19 protein-coding genes are annotated in these 24,640 nt (G+C 46.3%); 14 read left to right on the top strand and 5 right to left on the bottom strand.

Features of this window, described 5'->3' with window-relative positions; genetic code table 11:
- The first annotated feature begins 49 nt into the window (after nt 1–49).
- From SK066_RS17045 to mmuP, 5 genes are all read left to right on the top strand, one after another.
- Complete coding sequence (locus SK066_RS17045) at nt 50–976, top strand: LysR family transcriptional regulator (protein WP_320542364.1); 927 nt, start codon at nt 50–52, stop codon at nt 974–976.
- A 387-nt stretch (nt 977–1,363) separates the two neighbouring features.
- Nucleotides 1,364–2,761, top strand: coding sequence for a family 43 glycosylhydrolase (locus SK066_RS17040; protein ID WP_320544909.1), 1,398 nt, complete (start codon nt 1,364–1,366; stop codon nt 2,759–2,761).
- A 751-nt stretch (nt 2,762–3,512) separates the two neighbouring features.
- The gene (locus SK066_RS17035; RefSeq protein WP_320542363.1) at nt 3,513–4,139 is read left to right on the top strand and encodes a nitroreductase family protein; all 627 of its coding nucleotides are present in this window, start codon (nt 3,513–3,515) and stop codon (nt 4,137–4,139) included.
- 280 nt (nt 4,140–4,419) lie between these two features.
- Nucleotides 4,420–5,376, top strand: a complete 957-nt coding sequence (gene mmuM, locus SK066_RS17030) for a homocysteine S-methyltransferase (protein WP_320542362.1) — start codon at nt 4,420–4,422, stop codon at nt 5,374–5,376.
- 47 nt (nt 5,377–5,423) lie between these two features.
- Nucleotides 5,424–6,845, top strand: a complete 1,422-nt coding sequence (gene mmuP, locus SK066_RS17025; protein ID WP_320542361.1) for an S-methylmethionine permease — start codon at nt 5,424–5,426, stop codon at nt 6,843–6,845.
- A 281-nt stretch (nt 6,846–7,126) separates the two neighbouring features.
- Here mmuP and SK066_RS17020 read toward each other — a convergent pair whose 3' ends face one another.
- Nucleotides 7,127–8,473: a carboxypeptidase regulatory-like domain-containing protein gene (locus SK066_RS17020; RefSeq protein ID WP_320542360.1), complete on the bottom strand. Its 1,347-nt coding sequence runs from the start codon at nt 8,471–8,473 to the stop codon at nt 7,127–7,129.
- 275 nt (nt 8,474–8,748) lie between these two features.
- Nucleotides 8,749–9,384, bottom strand: a complete 636-nt coding sequence (locus tag SK066_RS17015) for a TetR/AcrR family transcriptional regulator (protein WP_320542359.1) — start codon at nt 9,382–9,384, stop codon at nt 8,749–8,751.
- Nucleotides 9,385–9,531: 147 nt separating this feature from the next.
- Between SK066_RS17015 and SK066_RS17010 the strand changes: the two genes are divergently transcribed.
- Nucleotides 9,532–10,758, top strand: a complete 1,227-nt coding sequence (locus SK066_RS17010; protein WP_320542358.1) for an FAD-dependent monooxygenase — start codon at nt 9,532–9,534, stop codon at nt 10,756–10,758.
- A gap of 441 nt (nt 10,759–11,199) precedes the next feature.
- Nucleotides 11,200–13,068 (top strand): DNA helicase RecQ, encoded by a 1,869-nt coding sequence (recQ, locus tag SK066_RS17005; protein ID WP_188773785.1) that lies wholly within the window; start codon nt 11,200–11,202, stop codon nt 13,066–13,068.
- Nucleotides 13,069–13,328: 260 nt separating this feature from the next.
- On the opposite strand, the gene SK066_RS17000 is transcribed toward recQ, so the two are convergent.
- Nucleotides 13,329–13,733 carry a DoxX family protein gene (locus SK066_RS17000; protein WP_320542357.1) on the bottom strand — a complete coding sequence of 135 codons (405 nt, stop codon included), beginning with the start codon at nt 13,731–13,733 and terminating at the stop codon, nt 13,329–13,331.
- 320 nt (nt 13,734–14,053) lie between these two features.
- Between SK066_RS17000 and SK066_RS16995 the strand changes: the two genes are divergently transcribed.
- The 5 genes from SK066_RS16995 to SK066_RS16975 all read left to right on the top strand — a co-directional run bounded on the left by SK066_RS16995 (nt 14,054) and on the right by SK066_RS16975 (nt 19,184).
- Nucleotides 14,054–14,593, top strand: a complete 540-nt coding sequence (locus tag SK066_RS16995) for a cupin domain-containing protein (RefSeq protein ID WP_320542356.1) — start codon at nt 14,054–14,056, stop codon at nt 14,591–14,593.
- Nucleotides 14,594–15,433, top strand: a complete 840-nt coding sequence (locus SK066_RS16990) for a hypothetical protein (RefSeq protein ID WP_320542355.1) — start codon at nt 14,594–14,596, stop codon at nt 15,431–15,433.
- 28 nt (nt 15,434–15,461) lie between these two features.
- Nucleotides 15,462–17,231 carry a B12-binding domain-containing radical SAM protein gene (locus SK066_RS16985; protein ID WP_320542354.1) on the top strand — a complete coding sequence of 590 codons (1,770 nt, stop codon included), beginning with the start codon at nt 15,462–15,464 and terminating at the stop codon, nt 17,229–17,231.
- Between the two features lie 249 nt (nt 17,232–17,480).
- Nucleotides 17,481–18,308: a PP2C family serine/threonine-protein phosphatase gene (locus SK066_RS16980; RefSeq protein WP_320542353.1), complete on the top strand. Its 828-nt coding sequence runs from the start codon at nt 17,481–17,483 to the stop codon at nt 18,306–18,308.
- Between the two features lie 90 nt (nt 18,309–18,398).
- Nucleotides 18,399–19,184, top strand: a complete 786-nt coding sequence (locus tag SK066_RS16975) for an HD domain-containing protein (protein ID WP_320542352.1) — start codon at nt 18,399–18,401, stop codon at nt 19,182–19,184.
- 344 nt (nt 19,185–19,528) lie between these two features.
- On the opposite strand, the gene SK066_RS16970 is transcribed toward SK066_RS16975, so the two are convergent.
- On the bottom strand, nt 19,529–21,082 hold the full coding sequence (locus SK066_RS16970; protein WP_320542351.1) for a glycoside hydrolase family 32 protein: 1,554 nt from the start codon (nt 21,080–21,082) through the stop codon (nt 19,529–19,531).
- Between the two features lie 448 nt (nt 21,083–21,530).
- Nucleotides 21,531–22,454, bottom strand: a complete 924-nt coding sequence (locus SK066_RS16965) for a methyl-accepting chemotaxis protein (RefSeq protein WP_320542350.1) — start codon at nt 22,452–22,454, stop codon at nt 21,531–21,533.
- A 1,020-nt stretch (nt 22,455–23,474) separates the two neighbouring features.
- Here SK066_RS16965 and SK066_RS16960 point away from each other — a divergent pair.
- Nucleotides 23,475–24,077 (top strand): hypothetical protein, encoded by a 603-nt coding sequence (locus SK066_RS16960; RefSeq protein ID WP_320542349.1) that lies wholly within the window; start codon nt 23,475–23,477, stop codon nt 24,075–24,077.
- A 51-nt stretch (nt 24,078–24,128) separates the two neighbouring features.
- On the top strand, nt 24,129–24,608 hold the full coding sequence (locus SK066_RS16955) for a DUF7716 domain-containing protein (protein ID WP_320542348.1): 480 nt from the start codon (nt 24,129–24,131) through the stop codon (nt 24,606–24,608).
- Nucleotides 24,609–24,640 lie beyond the last annotated feature (32 nt).

The raw sequence follows: 24,640 nt of genomic DNA, 5'->3' as shown, positions 1-24,640 counted from the left end.
ATTCGAATGTTATCCATCGGATTTAGCGATGGGAAAAGGAGGAGATCAGATGGAGTCGCGTCATCTGTTTACATTTTTAACCGTTGTGGAGACCGGAAGCTTTACGGCTGCTGCACGTAAGCTGGATTACGCACAGTCCAGTGTAACGGCGCAAATTCAGGCATTGGAGCAGGAGCTGGGCACCCCTTTATTTGATCGTATTCATAAACGGATTCTACTGACGGACGCTGGAAGACGGCTACAGCCCTATGCTCAGGAAATTGCACGGATGCACAATCTGGCACGCGAAGCGATTGGTGCTACTGGTGATCAGCTTGGTGGTGTACTGCATATCGGTGCACCGGAATCGCTGGCTGCGTTTCGTCTGCCGCCGATCATTAAGGAATTCCGACAGCTGTATCCATCGGTGCAGATTATTTTGAAGCCGGGTGGCTGTAATGAATTGCAGGAGCTGCTTCGGCGTGGGGAGCTGGATATTGTCTTTTTGCTACAGGAGCGTATTGAGGATTATGAATTAAAGATCGATCTGCTAGTAGAAGAGAAGATGGCACTCGTTGCGCCGGCCGATCATAAGCTGACAGAGCTGTCTGTGGTAGAGCCCTCTCACTTGCGAGAGCAGACGATTTTGAATACCGAGTCAGGCTGTAGCTACCGTGTTTTATTTGAAAAAGTACTGAATCGACATGGTATTTTCCTCGATCCGAGCATTGAATTTTGGAGTAATGAAGCGATCAAGCAGTGTGTGATGGCAGGCTTGGGATTAGCGTTTCTCCCGTTCATAACGGTGCAGCGTGAGCTAGAGGAAGGCAAGATGGTTGCGCTGAACTGGGATGATACCGACCAGCGTGTATCTACTTATATTAGCTATCATACGAAAAAGTGGCAGTCGCCTGCGCAAAGTCGCTTTATCGAGATGGCACATAAGCATGCCGAGCATTGGCGGAAGTCGGCTGGATTGACGTATAGTCAGTTGTAGTTGTAGTTGTAGTTGTAGTTGTATATCCTTGACCAATTTATGCGAATCTTTTCTTGTTCTATGACACTTTCTCTATCGAACACGATGAAGATGCTATAAGCGAATGATTGATTTATAAAAGTTGAACTGTGCATAGAAGTTTGAGCAATGATATCAGGAGAAGATAGTAAGCATGGCACAGGCAGAATAAGCAAGCTATCTTCTCTTCATCGACTCTCCATTTTTTTATAAAACCGTTCCATATTGTTTTATTGTAAACGCTTCCAATAATAACTAGAATGAGTGTGAAATCAATCATAATCGATTTCAACCGATCTCAAGGAGGCGTATGATGTGGGTAAAGGCAAATGGAGTTCGCGTCAAATCTGGGCAACAAGCCTTGCGCTTTTGCTACTGCTAACAGGTCTAGGATTAGGCGGGCATACTGCACAGGCAGCGAGTGTAACGATCACGAACGGTACGGACTGGAAGGATACGTCAGGGAATCCGATCCAGGCTAACAGCGGTAACATTCTCAAAGTCGGCTCCACCTATTACTGGTATGGCGAGCATGCAACCAATGGCACCTTTGATAAAGTAAATGTCTATACATCGACCGATCTGAAAAATTGGACATTTGGCAATAGCATTCTGACTAAAAGCTCGGCAACTGAGCTGAACTCTAGCAAAATTGAACGTCCTAAGGTCATCTATAATGCTGCTACTAAAAAGTATGTACTATGGGCACATTATGAAAATGGCTCCGACTATTCGCTTGCTCGTGTAGCAGTGGCAACGAGTGATACACCGGATGGCAATTTCGTGTATCAGGGTAGCTTCCGTCCGATGGGCTACGAATCACGCGATATGACCGTATTCGTGGATACTGATGGCAAAGCATATCTGATCACTGCTTCCCGCCAAAATAACGGCGGTGCCAACAATACAATGGCGATTTTCCAATTGACGGCGGATTATACGAATGTGGCCTCCTTTGTGGGCTGGGTGTTCGATAATGCGTATCGCGAAGCTCCAGCAGTGGTGAAAAAGGGTAGCACCTATTATCTGTTCACCTCACAAGCATCCGGCTGGTATCCGAATCAGGGTGCTTATGCAACGGCATCGTCGATGACAGGCACCTGGTCGGCACTATCTCCATTTGGCGATCCTTCTGCGTATGCAACACAGATTCATTCCATCGCTACGATCAGTGGTAGCTCAGGCACCAGTTATATTTATATGGGCGACCGCTGGAATCCGCTCAATCTGAGTGATCATAAATTCATCTGGCTACCGCTGACACTGAACGATAGCGCACGCACAGCCACACTCGACTGGTATAGTAGCTGGAATATCGATGCGGCGGCTGGCACAATCTCCACTCCAGCACGGACGAATCATGCACTGGGTAAAGCAGCAACGGCAATCTCCGCCACGACTGCTAATCCAGCCTCCAATGCCAATGATGGCAACGCGCAAACATCCTGGGCAGCGACCTCATCATCCTGGCCTGCGTGGTGGCAGGTCGATCTTGGTTCAGTGAAATCGATCAATGAGGTGGATATTTCGTGGTTTATGTACAAGGGATCGGAGGGCTATTACAAATATAAAATTGAGTATAGTACGGATGGTGTAAATTACACCACGATCGATCGTACGAGCAATACGACATATGGATTTACAACGGATCAGGTGTCGTTTAATGCGCGGTATGTGCGGATTAATATGGTGAATGCGGTACTGCATAATAATCCGAATAATTGGTATACGCCGACGCTTTATGAAGTGAGGGTGTTTGGGAATTAATCATGGTTGTGAGCGTTGAGAATGCTTAGTGGAGGAATTACTTTTTAAAATTCGACAGGATGGATGGGAGGTAATGGTGTTTTTTGTGCATCATGCACTCCGGGAAGGAATAAGGGGACGGACTCCGGTATCGCACAGGAATCTACGAATTAGGAATGAATGTAGATTCCCGTGCTCAAAAGTCGTCCTTTCCCCTTATTTCCTTCCCTCCGTTTTGTGCGGATTGCAACAGAAGTACCTCTTTACTCGCATTCGCGAGTGTAATGATCTTAATTCTTTAGTTGTGGAAGTAGGGATTTGAAACGTTTAAAGGTGTTGAAGCTTTTAAAGTATCTGAAGTGCTTCAAGTGCTAATTTCCTTTGAATGTGTATGTAAAATTCCTAAATGGGATGTAGTAAGCAGAATTAGGCAAATATAAATCGTGAACAAAAGCATCTGCCAATGACCGTAGGGTAGGGCAGTTGCTTTTTTTATGGGTGCATGTATGGTGGATAAGCAATGGCTTCATCGCAATCGAGTGGGGGGAGCAGGTAAGGGAAAGTTATTTTCAAAGATTGCTTAATAACTTGGTGCTGCTGACCGATGATAAATAGGAGACGTGACGTACATAAATTAGTAAGGAGTATTGGGATAAAATTAAATATGCTATACTAGTAACTTTTTGTTGTTATTTTACTAAAAGTAAGTTATATTGTTTTTATCTTAATATCGAAACAATAATAAAGCTAACTGAACGAGGGGACGATGACGATGAGCGAATTGACTGATGTAATGAAACAGAGAAGATCGGCGAATAAATTTATTCAAAATGTGGAGATCAGCCGTCATGAGCTGGATGAGATTTTTGAGCTGGTTAAATATAGTCCATCTGCTTCCAACTTGCAGCATGCCCACTATGTAGTTGTACAGGATGCAGCTATGAAGCAGAAGCTTCATGAGGCAGCTTATAAGCAGTACAAAGTGTTAACGTCTTCCGCAGTTATCGTGGTACTCGGGCATAAGGATGCGTATCTGAATGCACCGCAAATCTATGAAGGTCTGCTCCACCTGGGCGTACTGAATCAGCAGGAATACGATCAGACGATCGAAATGGCACAAGCACCGTACAAGCAGCAGGGCGAATCGTACCAGCATGACGAAGCGATCCGCAATGCCAGCCTGTCTGCAATGTCCTTCATGCTCGCTGCCAAAGACAAAGGTTGGGATACGTGCCCGATGATCGGTTTTGATCCGGAGGCAGTCAAAGAGGTTCTTTCTGTTCCAGACCGTTACGTTCCTGTTCTGATGATCACACTCGGCAAAGAAGACACCAACAGTCAGCGCGTTCGCGGCTACCGCAAGCCGGTCGGTGAATTTGTAAGTTATAATCAATTCTGATCGTTCAAGAAGTAAGATGGATCATCTGCTTGAGCTACTACTAATGATGTGGATAGCTCAGCATCGATATAGTTTAGCTATACGAAAGTACTTAAACGACGCTAGCAACGTACATGTTGTTAGCGTCGTTTTGTATTGTAGGATAGTCGACGTATTCGTCAAACAATGGTTTACAAATAACCAATAATCATCTAAAATACGTTCACAATAAAGTGACATCGTGAGACAGAACAAGGTGTCTGGTGACCGCCATAACTTTATGGCTTGAAAGGAGTAAAGCATGAATCATATTAAAAACATACTGGATCAATACCCGCTCATCATTTTGGACGGTGCGATGGCCACAGAGCTGGAAAAGGATGGTGCGGATCTGAACGATGATCTCTGGTCGGCACGTTTATTACTCGATAATCCGCAGGCGATTGCAGGCGTGCATCGTCGCTATTTTGAAGCAGGTGCGGATTGTGCGATTACAGCTAGCTATCAGGCAACGGTGAGTGGATTTATGGAGCGTGGATTATCGGCGGAGGAAGCGACGGCGCTGATCGCTCGCTCAGTGCAGCTGGCGGTAGACGAACGAGATGTCTTCTGGAGCGGTTATATCGATGCCCAGCAAGAGGCTGGGAGTTCATTAGCACGTCCGCGTCCACTGGTTGCCGCATCAGTCGGGCCATATGGTGCTTATCTGGCAGACGGCTCTGAGTATCGTGGTGATTATGGATTGAGCGAGCAAGAGCTGTACGACTTCCATTATGATCGCATGCGCATATTAATCGAAGCAGGAGCCGATGTGCTCGCCTGCGAGACGATTCCTTGTCTGGTGGAGGCTCAGGCGATTGTTCGTGCGCTGGAGCAATTCCCGAATGTGTACGCATGGATTAGCTTTAGTGCGCGCGATGGTGCGCATATTAGCAGCGGCGAAGCGGTGACTGATTGTGCAGCCTGGCTGGATGGTCATGAGCAGGTCGCAGCGCTCGGAATTAACTGTACGGCGCTGGAGTATATTCCTGCTTTGATCGAAGCGATTAGTGCACATACGTCCAAGCCGATCCTCGTGTACCCGAACTCTGGGGAGCAATACGATCCGGTTACGAAAACATGGCACGGCACAGCCTGCGCAGGAAGCTATGGCGAGCATGCACGCACATGGTATGAGCTGGGCGCACGCTTGATCGGCGGTTGCTGTCGTACAACACCAGCGGATATTGCTGAAGTTGGAGCAGCGATACGCTCCTAAGTTGATACAGTACGGATTGATTATAGAAAGTGAAAGGTAGGAGTTCGATGTCGGTACAGCAGGATCAGGAGCACCCGGAATCCCGGGGAGGAGAGTTTCAACGCAAAATGAAAAGTCGCCATCTGGTGATGCTATCGCTAGGCGGCGTAATTGGTACGGGTTTGTTTTTAAGCTCGGGGTACACAATTAATCAGGCAGGCCCGCTCGGTACGATTATTGCGTATCTGGTTGGGGCGCTGGTCGTCTATCTGGTCATGCTCTGTCTGGGTGAACTGGCGGTATACATGCCAGTGACGGGAGCATTCCATACGTATGCGGCACGATTTATCGGCCCGGGAACAGGCTATATGATTGCCTGGATGTACTGGCTTACGTGGGCAGTAGCCCTTGGTTCTGAATTTACGGCGGCAGGTTTGCTCATGCAACGGTGGTTTCCCGACAGCTCGGTCTGGTTGTGGAGCGGCATTTTCGCATTACTGGTCTTTTTGTTAAATGCTTTCTCTGTGCGTTCATTCGCTGAGGCAGAATTTTGGTTTTCAGGGATTAAGGTAGCGGTTATTCTGGTATTTATTGTACTGGGTGGAGCAGCTGTATTCGGGCTGTTACCGATGAAGGAATCGGGTGGCGCTCCATTGCTGTCTAATTTTACGAGTGATGGTGGGCTTTTCCCTAATGGAATTTTTCCGATTTTTATGGCGATGCTATCGGTCAATTTTGCCTTTTCCGGTACGGAGCTGATTGGTATTGCGGCAGGGGAAAGTGTAGAGCCAGAGAAAAATATTCCACGCGCGATCAAAGCGACAGTGGGGCGTTTGATTATTTTCTTCGTCGGTACGATCTTTGTATTATCGGCGCTGATTCCGTGGCGTCAGGCAGGTGTGATTGAAAGCCCATTTGTAATGGTGTTTGACCGGATCGGTATTCCGTATGCAGCTGATCTGATGAACTTTGTTATTATTACGGCACTGCTGTCCGCAGCGAATTCCGGCTTGTATGCTTGCTCACGCATGCTATGGTCGCTGTCATCAGAGAAGCTACTCCCACCGGTATTCGGTCGTCTGACCAGAGCTGGCATTCCGCTGAATGCGATGATTTTCAGTATGATCGGCGGCGGTCTGGCTTTGCTGACGAGCGTGATTGCGCCGGATACGGTGTATATTTTCCTCGTTTCGGTATCGGGCTTTGCCGTTGTCGTGGTGTGGATGGGCATTTCGGCATCGCACTATATGTTCCGTCGTCAGTATGTACGTGAAGGGAAGCGAATTGAAGATCTGAAGTATCGTGCGCCACTGTATCCGTTGGTGCCGATCGCTGCCTTTGTCCTCTGTCTGGCGTCCTGCATCGGAATTGCGTTTGACCCGAATCAGAGTTTGGCGTTTTATTGTGGACTGGCATTTATGGTGTTATGCTATGCTGCGTATTTTATTCAAAACAGGTTGCAAAAGGGCAAGACCAGCAGTCACCATTGATCGAACATCGAACATCGAACATCGAACATCGAACATCGAACATCGAACATCGAACATCGAACATCGAACATCGAACATCGAACATCGAACATCGAACATCGAACATCGAACATCATTATTTATAGAAGTATAGAAAAAGCACACGCATCCGAGTGACCTCGGCATACGTGTGCTTTTTCTAATGTCTTACTCGATAGCATCCGATCCAGCATATCGGATGGGATTCCATTCCAGCAGCTGTACAAACGAATAGCCATCTTTTATGATCTCGATGCTCTCCGTTAGTTAATGCTGTATGCGTAGTGATACAGGCTATTAATATCTGCATTCAATTGCTTGTTATTGCTCAGGAATACGATTGGAATGATATCAAAATAATGCGTCGATACCGGGCCGCGATAGCTGTACTGTCCAGCAGCAGGGCCGATATTCATCGGAATAGAGAAGTAGCCAAGACTGTCGGTATTTCCGTTCACCACAACTGTATTATTTCCTACTCGTGTCTGTACACCTACAGTCACGATGCCATTGCCAACCGGAACACCTGTTGCATCAAAGGCACGTCCTTTTACCGTAATGTTGTAGCCAACACGCCATTTTTTACCGTAACCATAGTCGATAAAGCCCTGTACACCACGATCGGATGTAATTTCACTCACAGCGACACGAGCGATCGCTGCATTTTGATAATTCACGCTCAATGTGTATGGCGTAGTGATATCAAAGGTCGATGGAGCATACACCTGAATATAATAGCTACCTGCGGGCAGGGTGATTTGTCCGTCTGCATTTTGAGCAAGCGAACCGAGGCTTTGCAGATTAGCGTCCCACAGTTGGATCACATACGAGCCATTGGAGGAGGTATTATTCAGACGCAAATTCACTTTACTTTGAGCATTCAATGTGATTTTCGTCCAATCCTCATCCAGCAGATTATCGATATTTTGTTGGCTGATAAATGGAGCAGTGCCACGATCCTTGGCAAAGAATGGATTGTCGTCCGGCTCGTTCTGGTCATAACTGTCTGACAGTGTCGTGAATAATACGAATGGATTCGTCGTATCTGAACCTTGATACGAGGTTACACTAATAAAATAATATCCCGGTGTTGCCAGATAGCTAAGCAGCTCATATTGTCCTGCACCTTTGCTAGAGTACGATACTTGCTCCAGTGTGGAGGTAGCGGTGTTCAAGCGATACAGGGCGAGGTCATAGTCGACATTGCTCGTTCCGGTCGACAGGAACGCAGTCAATTTTAATGAGCTGGTCACATTGGTATAATACCAGCGTGCTCCACCCTGCTGATCGATATAACCAGGAATCGTTGTGTCTGTACTAATCTCTTCTGCGGTGCCAGGCGAAGTATTGCTACCGTAAGTATTATCTGTCGCTGTCACAGCGGCGAAGCTACGAGCAGAGGCTACATCAGATAGAGGGATATGTTGTGCCGGAGCGGATTTGCTGTTATGTACAGTGGCAGGTTGGACTTGTGTGGCAAGCGGCTGTAACGTCTGGTTTTTTGGAAATGCGGCGGTGCCGGAGCTACTTTGTGCCATTGCACCTGGATTCATTCCTGCCATACCGATGGATAGCGCAAGTGCAGCTATTCCTACAAATTTCAATTTCATGTATTTATCTCCTTTATATGGGTTTAATAACGATTTTAGTATAAAGCTAAATGACTAGATGTCAACCTAAATTTATACTTTTAGTCCCTTATTATCCGATTTATGTCATATAAATCTGATTCTTTGGTAGTGGTTACAAAGGCTTGAATCCTTTCATAAGAAAAACACAAATGATTGCGATTTTAGCAACCATTTGTGCTCTTTCCTCTGTATGATATGCGATATGCATTAGTTCATTATCGTTTGATTTTTTTATTGGTCAGTTCTTTATGAATTTAATTTCGAGTGAGCAATACCAGTGGCAGGAAAATATAATCGACAATTTCAGTTACAGTCTCTGTAGTTAGCATCTGCTGCTTGATCAAAAATTCATACCGAATCAGATCAAACGGAAGAGATACAATACGCGCTCGGATCGCTTCCGGGTCGACTTCGCCTCGTTCCACAGCATGCTGCAAAATGTCTCGCATAATCGAATTCAGGCTATCGTCCTGTACCTTTTCCTTAAAGTCCGCCAATGAACCAAGAATGGTGCGATCTCCATAGTCTGCTAGAATGCCAAATACCGTTTCAGCACCGACCATCTGGATCGTGTCTGTAATTTGCAGCAGAAATGTAAGCACATCATCGCGTAGATTACCTGTATCCGGTGCCTTCATGGCCGGGCGGGGCAGATATTTAATAATAGCCGCAATAACAAGCTCACTTTTGCTTGGCCAACGGCGATAGAGCGCATTTTTATTCGTCTGGGCGCGTGCAGCCACACCATCCATCGACATCTCGCTATATCCGACTTCGTTTAATTCATCCCAGGCAGCTTGTAATAATGCATTTTCCAACACTTCGCCGCGTCGGCGGGTGTTTTTGGTCGTTGTGTCGTTCTGCTGATTTGCTTGTTTATTTGTATTCATCGCTGTGCACCTTCCGAATATAAATATAAATATAAATATAAATATAAATACATTACCTGTTTATAGTTGTTTTTTAGCTACACCTATAATATCATATTCAAATAAGGTACTATTAGTACCTTAAATAAATAAAAAGAAGGTTATCCGATGACGAATAGACGTAATTCTAAAATTTCGAAAATCTTGATTTCCGGTGCAAGCATTGCCGGACCTACACTGGCGTACTGGTTAGCAAGATATGGATTTGATGTGACCGTAGTCGAACTGTCCAGAGCAGTCAGAAGCGGTGGCTATCCGATTGATGTGCGTGGAACTGCTGTGGATGTTGCGGAACAGATGGGGATTTATGATCGTTTACAGCAAAAAAATATTCATTCGGAAAAGGTCACTTTTTTGCATCCAGATGGCAGCGTAGCAGGAATGATAAAACCGATCATGCTCACAGGTGGTTCAGCGACAAGAGATATCGATCTACCGCGTGGTGAATTAACTGCGGAATTGTACAATTTGACGTTGAAGCAGCCGATCCAGTATCGTTTCGATGACTCGATCGTTGCGATGCACGAAGACGAGGATGGGGTTCAGGTACGTTTCAAAAGTGGTCACCAGGATACATTCGATATCGTCATTGGCGCAGATGGAATGCACTCTAATACACGTCTTTTGGTTTTTGGCGATGAAGCACCATTTACGCGCTATCTGGGCTACTGTTTTGGTGGCTTTACTGTACCGAATACGATGGGTCTTGCTTATGAATCGGTCGTGTATGCATTGCCTGGTCGCTATGCTATTTTGTCGGTGGTGAAAGACAATGATACGATGCACGCTTTTTTGAATTTTGCGACAGAGGACATGCCGGATATTGATCACCGGGACACAGAGCAGCAACGTAAACGCATAGCGGATTGTTTTGCTGGGGAGGGTTGGATCACGTCTGAACTGGTACAGCATATGCTGAATGCAGACGATTTTTATTTTGATACCGTGAGTCAGATTCATCTGCCGAGCTGGCATAAAGGACGTGTGGCATTTGTAGGCGATTCGGCGCATGCACCTTCTTTTCTAACCGGACAGGGCAGTAGTCTTGCGATGGTCGGTGCGTATATTCTGGCAGGAGAGCTGGCTACTCATGAGCATTACGAGGACGCCTTTGTCGCTTACGAACAGATGATGCGACCATTTGCCGAAGCGAATCAGGCACTGGCGAATAACGCTTCGTTCATGATGCCACGTACAGCGGACGAGATCAGTGCACGGAATAGATTGCTGGATGCGATCAATGAGGGCGGTAATCTAACATTGCCTGAAGGAGATTCTGGTGATGTGCATAGTTCCCTGCAACTGCCTGACTATTCCGACGCATTGCAAAAATAAAAAGAAGTATAGTACGCTCATGCTTTCCTTTGTAAAATCCGGCGTATGGAGTAATATGTGCTTATAAAATGCACAGATGGAAGAGAATTATAGTGTATCGGTTTATTTTTGAACGATATGATATATCGAAGAATGGTATTTGTAATCGGTGAATTTCCATTCCTTAGAAAGTCGTGCATAATCACCGTAAAGGCTGGGAAAATAGCAGCTCATCAGTTATAATAGAAGGAAAGAAAGCAGACCAGGCAGGTACTCCTACTTACTGGGCTGCTTTTTGCCGTCTGGGCTATGTACGTATTTTTGCACACTTTATATAGATGCAGACAGTCAGTCGTAAAGATCATTACATTTATCTATTACAGCCTACACTATAAAAGCCTATGGATTGAAATATGTGAAATTCGAAGATCGTTAAGTTCAGATAGACAGGAGTTTTGAAGAATGAGTATACAGGCACCTGTAATGCAGCAGGCTCAAGAATTGCTGCAAAAGTATTTTGGTTATGAAGATTTCCGCGAAGGTCAGCGTAAGATTGTAGCGAGTCTGCTGGATCGTCAGGATACACTCGGTATTATGCCAACCGGTGGTGGTAAGTCGATCTGTTATCAGATTCCAGCGCTGGTGCATGATGGAGTGACGCTTGTCATCTCGCCACTGATCTCCCTGATGAAGGATCAGGTGGATGCGCTGGAGGCGGCGGGCATTCCAGCTGCTTATATTAACAGCACACTGAGCGGACGTGAAGTGAATGAACGTATTCGCGCGGCACGTCGTGGCGAATTGAAGCTACTCTATGTTGCACCCGAGCGGCTGGAGCTGGACTGGTTCCGCGATGAGATGAACAGTGTGAATATTACCTGTCTTGCGGTCGATGAAGCGCACTGTGTATCGCAATGGGGACATGATTTCCGCACAAGCTATCTGGAGATTGCGCCATTTGTTGATCAGATGCCAGAGCGTCCGATGGTGGCTGCTTTTACAGCAACGGCGACACCGGAGGTGCGTAGTGATATTTTACGTCTGCTCCAGCTACGTCATCCGGAGGTGTTTATTACCGGACTGGGACGGGATAATCTGTCAATGTCGGTACTACGTGGCACGCAGCGTAAGGAATTTGTTATTGATTATGCGCGTACACATGAGAATGATTCCGGTATTATTTATGCAGCGACACGTAAGGATGTAGACGATCTGTATAGTCGCCTGCTAAGCAGCGGTGTGCAGGCAGGACGTTATCATGCTGGTATGAGTGATGAGGAGCGTGACCAGAGCCAGGAAGCCTTTTTGTATGATGATGTACGTGTGATCGTAGCGACCAATGCGTTCGGGATGGGGATTGATAAGTCGAATGTACGCTATGTCATTCACTATAATATGCCGAAAAATATGGAGGCTTACATTCAGGAGGCTGGACGTGCCGGTCGTGATGGCGATCCGAGTGAATGTATTCTTTTATTTAGCCCGCAGGATATTATGACGCAAAAGTTCCTGCTGGAGCAAAATATGAACGAAGGCGATCGCAAGCATAACGACTATCGTAAAATGCAGCAGATGATCGACTACTGCTATACAACCAAATGTCTGCGTAATGCGATGCTGGATTATTTTGGCGAGCAGCATTCCGGCGAGACCTGCGGTCAATGTAGCTCCTGCCGTGATAGCCGTGAGCTGGTGGATACGACGATTGAGGCGCAAAAGATTTTTTCCTGTATTTATCGACTGCGTGAGCGTTTTGGTGTATCGGTCGTTGCACAGGTGCTCAAGGGCTCACGTAACAAAAAGATTCTACAATACAAATTCGACGAGCTACCAACACATGGTCTGCTGTCACATCTGACGGAAAAAGAAATCTCCGAGCGCATCAACGTGCTGGCAGCAGAAGGTTATCTACTGCTCACCGAAGGTCAGTATCCTGTCGTCAAATTACAGCCGCTTGCTGCTGAGGTGCTCAAAGGGCAGCATAAGGTCATGCAACGTGCGCCATTGCCAGTAGCGACACCAGCTGGACGCGCATCGAGTAGCCGTTCTCGTGCTGGCAGTGAAGAGCTATCCGCCGTGAACGAAACGATCTTCGAGCAGCTACGCCTCATTCGCCGCGAGCTTGCTTCGCGCGAAGGCGTACCATCGTATATTATTTTCAATGATGCGACCCTGCGCGAGATGAGTGTGATCGAGCCGCAAAGTGAAGGCGAGATGCTCACGATCAAGGGTGTCGGTGAAGTGAAGTATCGTAAGTATGGCGAGCCGTTCCTTGCCTTTTTCCAAAAGAAATCGATGGAAGAGAACAGCACCTATGGCGATGAATATTAAGACAAGATGATCAGTGTGAGAACGATTAGCATCAAAACGATATACACAAAAGGGAACCTCATCTATGGAGGTTCCCTTTTGTGTATAAAGCCATCGTCCATCGCTGTAAAAATGAGACTTCTACTTCATGCTGTAATCATAGCTGATCACCAGTTGCAATCGTAGCTGCTTATTGTTAATGGAATTCATCCATACTGCAATCATTTGAACGCGATGAAGTAATCGTGCAATTGATAGATCGTCGATTGGTGTTGATAGGATTACGCTGTTTTACGACGGAACAACATTTGATCCAGCGAGAAGCCCGTGTTATTGCTAACTGCCAGATACAGAGCTACCAGCATGAATGACAGATCCAGCTCGTAACCCGCCATTTGTCCATTCCCCATCAGACCGGCAGACAGCTTCACCGTGAAGATCGCTCCGAGTAGCACAATAATAAGCAAAATAGATACATAACGTGTGAATAAGCCGATGATTAGCAAAATACCGCCAACCAATTCGATTGGAGAAACGACATACGCGAGGAAGCCAGGAATGCCTACACTTTGGAACCAGCCAGCTACGCCGTCCATCCCCATTTGAAATTTACTGATCCCGTGAGCCAAAAATAGAATACCAAGTACAACCCGCATAATCGTCGATACTACTGTTACTTTCATCATGAACCACTCCTTAAATAATTTGATTACTAAAAGTAATTTACACCCTCTTTATTAGTATGTCAACAAAAATATTACTTATGTTTATATATTATTCTCATTAGTAATATTTGTTGTACCAAGTAAACACCGCTTCGTTATCATGAATACCTGCAATAGTATAGCCAAAAGGAGTCGTCTTATTTTTTTATGGATTGTTGTGAGAAAAACGTTAATTCATCGCTTGTACGGCACAATTTCATTTGCACGATCCTGCTACACGCCTGTATGATGGAAACTACCAGCAACACGCTGATTTATCGATAGCAAGGAGAATAATCACGATGGAAATCGGTTCGATGATTCGTGCCATTCGTAAACGGAAAAACATTACCATTGCTCAGATATGTGAACAAACTGGATTGTCGCAGGGATTCATGAGTCAACTGGAAAATAATAAAACCTCACCTTCACTTGCTACACTGGAGAGCATTGCTGCGGTATTGAACGTATCGCTCGCTCATTTGCTGCTTAGTCGTGAGGAACGTATCAACATTGTGAAAAAGGATGAGCGTCCACTCACCTCGATCGGTCAGCAGCCGATGAAGGTATACGAGCTGGGTATTACGCGCAATATGCGTGTTACGCTCGTGGAGCTGCCAGCCGGATACTCTAGCTCAGATAAGCTGATCGCTCATGAAGGCGAAGAGATTCATACGGTGGTCGAAGGACGAGTTCGTGTCGAATATGGCGCTGAGGTTACGGAGCTGGATGCAGGTGATAGCTTTAGCTGGAATGCGGTTGTACCGCATCGCGTGACGAATATCGGTGAGCAGTCTGCGACTATTCTGATTGCGGTATATCGTGAGCGGGAGTGGATGTGAATGAGCGGCAGAGCGTCGCTATTTCATGTCTATATCGGAATCGATTACTCGGGTGCGGAGAAGCCTGATTCTCGTATTAAAGGATTAGCAGTCGCGGTGGCTAGAGAAGACGAGCCATTTCAGCTATCATTGCCACCTGTATCGGATCATCGCTCTATACCACCTGTAGCCGCTGCGAAGCAAGCGCTCTGGTCGAGACGTCTTGTGTATGAGTGGCTGTTGCATGAGCTTTATTATAGCGACAAGCGCATAATCGTTGGACTGGATCATGGTCTATCGTATCCGCTATCTCAGCTACAGCGACTCGGCTTGCAGGACTGGGATACTTTTTTAAAGTGGAGTCAGCGTACATGGCAGACTTCGCGGCTGACGATGAAGCAGAGTAAGGAACAGGCAGACTATATCAACTCCACCGATAAGCGTCTGGTCGAGCGTGAATTCATCCCATCGACGAAGAGTGTGACCGATCTGGATCGTGTATCCGGTATGCAGGGAGCGGTGTCCTATTCGACACATACAGGCTTACCATGGATCTATCGTCTGCGAAAATGTCAACGGCGCGGTCTAAAGATTCACTTTTGGCCGTATGATGGTCTGGTTTTGCCGGAAGATCGTCATTTGATTACGGAGGCGTATCCGTCGCTATATCGCAGACGTATTCAAACGACAGCGGCCTATGAGCCGCTTAGTGAGCATGAACGCGATGCCGCTTATATTGCCGACTGGCTACAGGCGCGAGATCGTGCCGGAGCCTTAATGCCGTATCTGGAGCTGGCTACACTGAGTCAGCAGGAGCAACAGCTTGCCTTGCTGGAAGGCTGGGTACTTGGTTGTCTATAACGTATAGAAGCAAAGGAGCGGATCATCCATGAAGGTTGTACTGTCTACATTGAATGCCAAATATATTCATACCTCGCTTGCCATTCGCTGTCTGAAGGCATATAGCGAGAAGGAATTTGATATCGAGCTGGCAGAGTATACGATCAAAGACCCGGTGATGAATATCGTGTCCGATCTGTATCGCAGACAACCGGATGTGATCGGATTCTCCTGTTACATCTGGAATATCGAGGAAACGATTCGTGTACTGGAAGTGCTTAAAAAAGTCATGCCTGCTACACGTATCGTGCTCGGTGGCCCGGAGGTATCGTATGATACCGAGCAATGGATGCAACGTCTGCCTCAGGTTGATTTTATCGTGATTGGCGAAGGAGAAGAGACGTTCCATCAGCTGCTACAGGAGATTGAAGGCGCGGGGAAATATCACTTTATTTACGGTGTAGCCTATCGCAAGGGTGAGGAGATTATCGTCATGCCGGGCAGACCGAAGCAGGATCTGAATGAGCTGCCGAGTCCGCATCGTTTTCCCGAGGATATTCCGCATCTGGCGAAGCGAGTCGTTTATTTTGAAACGAGCCGTGGGTGTCCGTTTAGCTGTCAATTTTGTCTATCGAGTATTGAGGTTGGGGTACGATACTTTGATATCGAGCGGACAAAGAGTGATATTTTATACCTGATCGAAAATGGCGCAAAGCTGATCAAATTCGTCGATCGTACGTTTAATATTAAGCGTGATTATGCACTGGAGATGTTCCGCTTTTTGATTGAAAATCATAATGGTTGTACGTTCCAATTTGAGATTACAGCCGATATTATGCGTCCTGAGGTGCTGGATTATTTGGCAGAGCATGCACCGCCAGGTGTGTTCCGCTTTGAGATCGGCGTGCAATCGACGAATGATCCGACCAATGAGCTGGTCAAGCGGCGGCAAAATTTTACCAAACTGAGTCGTACCGTCAACACGATCAAGCGCTCCGGTAAAATCGCGCAGCATCTGGATTTGATCGCAGGGCTACCGCTGGAGGATTATGCGACCTTCCGTAAGACATTTAATGACGTGTTTGCGCTTGAACCCGAGGAGCTACAGCTGGGCTTCCTCAAAATGTTACGCGGCACCGGACTCCGTCTGGATGCGGAAAAGTATCAGTACACGTATATGGATCATGCACCGTATGAGATTCTGGGCAGTCATGTGCTATCCTTTGAAGATATTGTGCGGTTGAAGCGGCTGGAGGATGTGCTGGAGAAATACTGGAATGCGCATCGGCTGGATCATACACTTGGGTATTTGATGCAGCATGAATTTGAGTCACCGTTTGACTTTTTCCAGGCGTTTGGCGATTACTGGGAGGAGCAGGGCTGGCAAAAGATCGGGCATCAGCTGGAGGATTTGTTCACCCGATTACAGGCATTTTTACAGCAGCACGGATTGAAGCAGCCAGATCGGGTGCATGGCTTGATGAAGCTCGATTATTTGCTCAATCATCGTCAGAAGCCGCGTAAAATCTGGTGGGATGATGCGCCGGATCGAGATCGAATTCATCGTTATTTGCAGTATATCGCTCAGCTTCCAGAGGGAGAGGGACTACCTGCTGCATGGACAGGCTCGCAGCTGAACGAGCGTGAGCTGCACAAGCATATCGTCGTAGAGCAGCTTCCATTTCGTCTGGACGCTGTGCTGGCAGGTGAGCTAGCGTTGGCTTCAGCAGATGGAAGTGTACTGCTGGTGAACTACCGTCAGCAGGAGCAGTCAAAGCCAGAGTATATTATTTTGCAGGAGCAGCGCGATCGCGTATGAGCTAGTAGAGTGTAGGAGGCAGGATGGCTGCCCCATATTCCGTTATAATCGAACCGTCAGTTTATCTGTACGGTTCGATTTTTTGCTAGTGAGCTTATTCCTACACGCTGTTAATCCATTATGCTGAATGTTCACATGAGATTGGAAGCGAGTAGGCTTTATCTACGAAAATAAAGCTGGCGAGCATGACTCGACATCAACGATCGATCGTATACCATAATACATATCAATAAACAGGAGGGTGCCGATATGAGTTATAGCTGGGTAGGCAGTCGATATATGTTTCTGGATGAAATCTCAGTGACCGAGCAGAAGGGCATCCATATCGGACGCTACGGTGGGAATACATTGAGCGGTGCGAGTAAAAATGAGGATGGATTAATCGTTTTACAGAGTGAGTCAGGCAACGGTCGACTGGCAGTGGTGCTAGATGCGCATTATAGTGCTGAAAGTGCAGAGCTGGTAGTTGATCAGCTACTGGATCATAAGGATGATCTGGTCGCCTTGATGGAGCGAGAGGATGCGTTCCAACAGATAGAGTCATACATAATAAGCCTGTTATCAGATGCTGCCTTTCGTGCTGCCTGTCATCAGGTCAAGGGAGAAACAGCACTGCTGATCGTCTATCAGCGCGATGAGTATGTATGGTGGTTCTCCATTGGCGATTGTATCGCTTATGTGCTTCATCCCGAGCTGGCTAAGCTCGGTCAATATGCACTGAACCAGCGTCAATTTTACGAATGGATCGGTCAGGTGAACACATTGGATGGGCCGGTTCCTTGCTATAGTAGCGGTCGCCGTCAGCTACGGAGTGGACGGAATATGATCGTGCTGCTCACGGATGGTATTGTCGAGGGAGCGGATCGAGAATATGAGCATGCTCCAGCATTGTATGATTCGCTGTATAATGAGCATAGTATGAGTGTGAATCTGCATCGTCTGCTCAACCATCTGCATACGACAGGGGCGTATGATAGTGCAACGATTATATGCTGGGAGTATGATCATAATGGAGAAGCCGCTATGCCATCCGATCAGAAGCCGCCTATGCAGGCAGCAGAGGGAGAGGAAGGATAAGCTAGGCTGGCGAGGGCTAGATTTCACCAGTAGCATAGAGATGAGCACAATAACACAGTAAGAACGCGATAAATGAAAGGAACGATCACATTGACCCAATCTAATTCTACCCATTCTACTGCTTCACACGAGTCCGATCGGATAAGCCAGGAAGCCTCTTCAAATGCAGACTCCACTGTATCAACACCGATTCCACCAGCACCAGCCGCAGAGGTACATAGCGATCTATCCCAGGAGAAGCAGCGCATTCTAGCGAATACGTATGCCTTTGTGAAGCAGGAGCTCAGCGGTGAGACGAGTGGACATGACTGGTGGCATATTCACCGTGTCGTGCAGATGGCACGGCGGCTGGCACTGGCAGAGGGAGCAGACGACTATATTTGCACGATGGCAGCCTTGCTGCATGATATCGCTGACGAAAAGCTGAACCCATCCAAGGAAGTCGGTATGCAGCGTGTCACCGATTGGCTGGATCGTCAGCATGTACAGACTGAGGATCGCGAGCAGATTACGTATATTATCGCGAATATGTCGTATAACGGAGGGAACAATCCACCATTGCCCACAATCGAAGGCAAAGTGGTACAGGATGCTGACCGTCTGGACGCGATCGGCGCGATTGCAATCGCCCGTACATTCGTATATGCAGGTCATGTTGGTGACATGATGTATGATCCTGATTTGCCGGTACGCGAGCAGATGAGTGCTGAGGAATACCGTAACGGTCGCAGCACAGCGATTAACCATTTTCATGAAAAGCTGCTCAAGCTCAAAAATCGAATCAACACTCCATCCGCACGCCAGATTGCTGAGGAGCGTCATCAGTATATGGAGCAGTATGTACAACGCTTTTACGAGGAATGGGAAGGTCGCTAAGTGACGAGGAGTAGCTAGTATAGAGGATCGGATGCTCACAGCGATATCCGCTTATTAAAGCTACTCATCTACACACGATACGTCAGAAATTAGTTAATCCCCGTTGAAGCTAATTAGAGCTATAAATCATCAAAATTAACCATCAACAACAGCCCACACCAAAAACCCACACCAAAAACCGCCCGATGCACGCAGAATCCTATTCGATCCCGGCATCAGGGCGGTATATCCAATTACCAGATCAATCTTATTTCATCGATTCCTGCATTCCGCATTCAACTGAATGGCTCCCCGTATGACCTACCAAGCACATATTCACAGCAACATGCCAGCATTTCACTTATTCATCCTGTATAAATAAAGCTATCATACAACCGCGCATCTCCACCTCGTGACTGTATAACAATGCGCTGGCATGCCTGATCCGGGAAAATTAAGCTTGTGATCGCGTACATCCCATCCCCAGCAAATACCTCAACCGAGCAGCTATCGAGCACAATTCGTAGATTCAGATGACTGCTATACGGAATATGCACCTGCTGACCACGAGCGAACAACGGATCAAAATCACTCCGCCCGGAATGCTCACGCCGTACACTCAATAGCTCGCTAGTTGCATGATACCCGATCGTCGTATATTGCTCTGCTGTATGATGAATCGTAACCGTTAGCTCATCCAATCCATCATGCTGTGCGCGAAGCCGAATATCCGCAATCGCTGCCGCAGTGATCAACTCATACGGCTGCTTATTACTAACCGTAATGCCAGATAGCTTATGCTTTTCAGTAAAATATCGATCCAGCTCAGCGACCGGACGCTGGCAGATCAGCAATTGATTTTTCAGAGGTCGCAGACATAGCGTGCGTGGAAGCGTCATCGCTCCATTCCAGTCACCTGCTGGCAGCTCACGCGCATAGCGCCAGTTATTCATCCAGCCCATATAGATGCGCCGACCGTCCTGCTCCGAGATATCGGAGAAGCTAACGCCTGCATAATTATCTCGCCCATAATCCAGCCACTGAATGCGATTATATTCTGGCATGAACTGCCTGCCATCAAAGGAACCGACAAAATACTGTGTCCGCGAGCCATTGCCCAGCTCAGGCTGATCGCCTGTACTCACCAGCAGCACCCATTTCCACGATTCTGTGCCTTCAATCGGCAAGCGGAATAGATCCGGGCATTCCCATACGCCCTCATGAGAGCCAAAGCCTTCCCCAAACCGACTTTCCAGCTTCCAATCCAATAGATTACGCGACGTATAAAAGGATACATTCTGTCCTGTAGCAACGACCATCACCCAGTAGCCTTTTGGACGATACCAGAATACCTTTGGATCACGAACATCACGATCCGTACTGCTAGTCAGCACCGGATTGCCCTCATACTTCGTCCATGTGCGTCCACGATCATGACTGAAGGCGATGCACTGATCGTCCAGATAGGGTGGAGCGGATACTGTATCTGGTGCAGCAGCCGAGAAGACCTCGCCACCTGGATTCTCATGACCCATCGATTCGGTCTGCTGCGTGTACCGATCGGTCTGCTGTGAGTTCCTGTCAATTGGCTCCAGATGACTCGTATAAATAGCCACCAGACCTGGCTCATCTGGAAATAGCCCGGAGGTATTATTCCAGTCCACGACTACACTGCCAGAGAAGATCGTCCCCTGTTCATCAGGAGACAGTGCGACATCAAGCTCCTCCCATTGAATCAGATCGGTGCTTACAGCATGCCCCCAATGCATCGTGCTCGATACCGTAGAATGCGGATGATACTGATAAAATAAATGATATTCTCCCTCAAAATAAACCAGCCCATTCGGATCATTGATCCAGTTTTGCCCTGGTGAAAAATGAAGCTTTGGCTTGTAAAGCTGCACATCGAATGTTTCCATCGTGTACCCACCCCTTTACGAGAGATCACTGCGGAATAAATTGATAGCGTTTACATATAACCGAAAGCTTAGCCTGTTGTCAGCGACATCCAGCTCCTCATGACACGCTTCATATGCTTATGATTTCTGGAAAAGTAGATTCTATTCGGGAGCATGAATGGAGGTCTTAACTTCATTTTATCCAAACAACGTCAGCATAGCTATACTTACTTTTTCAAAATATTGGATATTCCGATGTGGAAATGATGTGAAAATGACGACAAGAAATGTGCATGATTCCGCAAGCAAAAAGCCAGAATCCATCCGGTGCATCGGATGAGCTCTGGCTGTAACATATCATGATCAATCAGGCTTTTTTGAGGATTACGCTTTTAATGATTAAGCTTGTAATGAGTAAAGTAATAATGTGCAGGGTGCTACGTAATAGATGGATACCAAACAGGAACGATTAGACGATACTGGAGACTTTACGTGCTTGCACATCAAGCTGCTGAGCAGAAGAGGCGAGCAGATTGAACTCTTCCAGTACCGATTCAATCTGTTCCCGGCTTTCTTCAACATTCTGGTGTACATCCGTTGTACCGTTGGAAATTTTATTGATTTCTTTGGCGATCGCATCCGCGCTGCTTTTCACTTCACTGATCGAAGATTCAACCATACCGGAGAGCTTGCGAACCTCTTTGGCAACGATATCGAAGCCACGTCCGAATTCGCCTGCATGAGCAGCCTCAATCGCTGCATTGAGAGCGAGCAGTTGTGTCTGTGAAGATATCTCACGGATCGTTTTGACTACATTTTGAATAGCCTGTGCCTGTTGCTGTAAGTTATTTAGCATTAACGTATTATCCGAAGCGACAGAAGCAATTCGCTGAATACTGGAAAGTATATCACCGTTACGTTTGATCCCATCCTCAGCACGACGGGTCAGATCATCCGCCATCTCCTGCATGTCATTGACAACAGTCGTAATATTCGTTTGACGAGCGGTAATATTCGTTGCGATTTTGCAGACGCTGACTACGCGTGTGCCTTCTTCATTGTAGACAGGCATATATGTCGCTTCAAGCCAGATTGGATTACCGAAAGCATCTTTGCGCTTAATTTTGTCCTGATAGCTACGACCGGAGAATAATCCTCTCCACATCGTTTCGTATTCGGTTGATTGTGTTAGCTCAGGAAAGCAAAAAAGCTGGTGCTTCATACCGAGCATTTGTTCAGCTTTATATCCCATCGCATTCGCGAAATTATCATTTACATAAGCGACCTCACGATTACTATTAAAACGGATGATCGCAAGATTCTGATTGAGTGCCTTCATCACAAGCTGGTCATTGACTTCCACATGATGGTTAGTTGGAATGTAAGTCGACATATAAGTCCTCCATAGTTCAAACTTTAAATAAAACATATTTAGATGGATTATTGTAGGTGTAGATCACTTTATATATTAAGAGAGTAAGTTAATATGCTGTATACTTATTTATCGTATACGAATCAATTTTTGATTAGGTATTTTACACTATTTCATTAAAAATCTCAAAATTATATTTAACAAAATTAAATTTATATCAAAATAATTCTTTTGCTTATAGAAATATACATAAATGGGAATGAATTGGGCGAGATGACTAAGGCTCGAAGACTCGAAAATCTCTTCTTATGCACAAGCTGGAATTGCTTATACATAGCGCTATAGTGGTAGAAAGCGAAGTGTACAGCATATATACAATGATCTGCTTGATCGATAACTATATGGTGTATATATGTAACATAGGAAGCAAGCTAGCTGCGTACAGCTTTAAGCTGGAATGCTAGCTTCATCATGAAGCGCTAATCACCTCCGCATAAGTAATGATCCGTCTTACAAGGCTACTCACATCTATATCATATACGACTATAGATGTAATTTGGATCTGTCGAACGATGTCGAATTAGAGTCTGTAGAATGGTATACTGATAGTTCTTGTAGTGCAGTATCTTAACTGTGTATTACACACAAATCGCGTGTCTGATTCATGAGCCAAAATAATTTCTTCCATGCGCACGTCATACGCGATTCGTAGGAAGCTCAATACGTGTCGATTGTAATTGATGCGGAGGTCTTGTTGTTCTCATTGGATGGGAACGCTATACTTAAAAGTAACGTCTCCTCACTCCTTCATAGACGATGGATTAGACCATAGGTCACCCGATATCAGTCGGATGGAGTAGAGATGGAGCTTTTTACTTTTACATATAGCAGGTGTTTAGAATGTAATACTTTAGATTCAGTAGATCGAAAAGATAACAACCGTCACTCGTCTCATAGCGGCATCAACGATAATGTATGTTCGTTTCACATTCCACGAACAGAAGTCATGATCGTGTGCTGATGAAAGGGGAGAGAATAGCAATGAAGCGCTTTGTCGATTATGGTGGAGAGCCTTATGCACTGTCATGGATTTTACCAGGTCCTGAAGGAATTGTTGTGAGATGTGATTGTGGTAGCGAGGGTTCGATTCGCTGTAGAGATGGCGAGCTCATCTTTATGTGCAGTCAATGTATGCAAAAGAAAATATATGAGCAGGAAGCTGTCTATCGTGTATCCGGTCGTTGTAACCAGTGTGATCGCTGGTTTAATGAACAGCTACATGACAAAAGACAGTACACACACAAGATTGTAAATTATGCTTGTCCGCATTGCGGAACGATGCAGGCTATGCCTGTGAAGAAACGTTTCGACGGTGTGTATTATAATTTAGCCATTCGTGATGGACGTGAGCCGTATTTTGGCTTGGAGCTGTACTTTTTGTCCTCTTATCGCGGTAAGCCGGTATGGGCGATTAACCGCGCGCATTTGAACTATTTATTAACCTATATCGCTGCCGATCAGCGTCAGCGACCAAGCTATGCCTATACGCGTACTGCTTCCTATCGTTTGCCACGGTATATGAAGGATGCGAAAAATCGCGAAGGTATGATCAAGCTACTCACACGAATGCAAAATCAAACCTGATAAGCTGCACGCTCCATCTGCTTATCTTTACGACCTAAAGGAGTGAAGCGCATGAGTCGTTACGAGGATCGGTTGAATGATTATAATCGCCGTCAGCATGCAGACAAGCTCATCTTCCATACGCTAGGTGAGCTAGTGGCGATGTGCGGAAAGCTACACAATACCTGGTTATACACGAATGTGGACAAATGGGAGCAAGAGCCGCTGCATACGCCGATCTATTATTTTAATGAGGAATGGCTGGAGGATCAGCTAGCGGAAGACCAGGCGACTGAAAATGAGCGGGGCGACATTGTTACTCATGAGTTCCGAGATGCAGGCTTGCAGAGCTGGTTCGAAATGGCGACATTTGAAGATGTGATCGAGGTGCTACGCGATGCAGGGGAGCCTGTGACCTTGCCGATGATTGTGATCGCACTCAAATATTATTATGAATATGACGCATTTCTTGATTATGACGATGTGGAAGCAAGGCTACAGCTACACGATGTATTGAAGCAGGTAGCCGATGAGCAAACGTCCGAATCATGAGCATGAACAGAATTGATGATGAACAGATAGGG

It is taken from the genome of Paenibacillus hunanensis, assembly GCF_034055775.1.
Lineage (GTDB): Bacteria > Bacillota > Bacilli > Paenibacillales > Paenibacillaceae > Saccharibacillus > Saccharibacillus hunanensis.
Note: the sequence above shows the minus strand (reverse complement) of the source record. Positions and strands in the feature narration are given on the sequence as shown.

Bases quoted from the DNA above. Each gene is read 5' to 3' on its own strand.
- SK066_RS17045 (WP_320542364.1), top strand. From the start codon at position 50: ATGGAGTCGCGTCATCTGTTTACATTTTTAACCGTTGTGGAGACCGGA.
- SK066_RS17035 (WP_320542363.1), top strand. From the start codon at position 3,513: ATGAGCGAATTGACTGATGTAATGAAACAGAGAAGATCGGCGAATAAA.
- mmuM (WP_320542362.1), top strand. From the start codon at position 4,420: ATGAATCATATTAAAAACATACTGGATCAATACCCGCTCATCATTTTG.
- mmuP (WP_320542361.1), top strand. From the start codon at position 5,424: ATGTCGGTACAGCAGGATCAGGAGCACCCGGAATCCCGGGGAGGAGAG.
- SK066_RS17020 (WP_320542360.1), bottom strand. From the start codon at position 8,473: ATGAAATTGAAATTTGTAGGAATAGCTGCACTTGCGCTATCCATCGGT.
- SK066_RS17015 (WP_320542359.1), bottom strand. From the start codon at position 9,384: ATGAATACAAATAAACAAGCAAATCAGCAGAACGACACAACGACCAAA.
- SK066_RS17010 (WP_320542358.1), top strand. From the start codon at position 9,532: ATGACGAATAGACGTAATTCTAAAATTTCGAAAATCTTGATTTCCGGT.
- recQ (WP_188773785.1), top strand. From the start codon at position 11,200: ATGAGTATACAGGCACCTGTAATGCAGCAGGCTCAAGAATTGCTGCAA.
- SK066_RS17000 (WP_320542357.1), bottom strand. From the start codon at position 13,733: ATGATGAAAGTAACAGTAGTATCGACGATTATGCGGGTTGTACTTGGT.
- SK066_RS16995 (WP_320542356.1), top strand. From the start codon at position 14,054: ATGGAAATCGGTTCGATGATTCGTGCCATTCGTAAACGGAAAAACATT.
- SK066_RS16990 (WP_320542355.1), top strand. From the start codon at position 14,594: ATGAGCGGCAGAGCGTCGCTATTTCATGTCTATATCGGAATCGATTAC.
- SK066_RS16985 (WP_320542354.1), top strand. From the start codon at position 15,462: ATGAAGGTTGTACTGTCTACATTGAATGCCAAATATATTCATACCTCG.
- SK066_RS16980 (WP_320542353.1), top strand. From the start codon at position 17,481: ATGAGTTATAGCTGGGTAGGCAGTCGATATATGTTTCTGGATGAAATC.
- SK066_RS16970 (WP_320542351.1), bottom strand. From the start codon at position 21,082: ATGGAAACATTCGATGTGCAGCTTTACAAGCCAAAGCTTCATTTTTCA.
- SK066_RS16965 (WP_320542350.1), bottom strand. From the start codon at position 22,454: ATGTCGACTTACATTCCAACTAACCATCATGTGGAAGTCAATGACCAG.
- SK066_RS16960 (WP_320542349.1), top strand. From the start codon at position 23,475: ATGAAGCGCTTTGTCGATTATGGTGGAGAGCCTTATGCACTGTCATGG.
- SK066_RS16955 (WP_320542348.1), top strand. From the start codon at position 24,129: ATGAGTCGTTACGAGGATCGGTTGAATGATTATAATCGCCGTCAGCAT.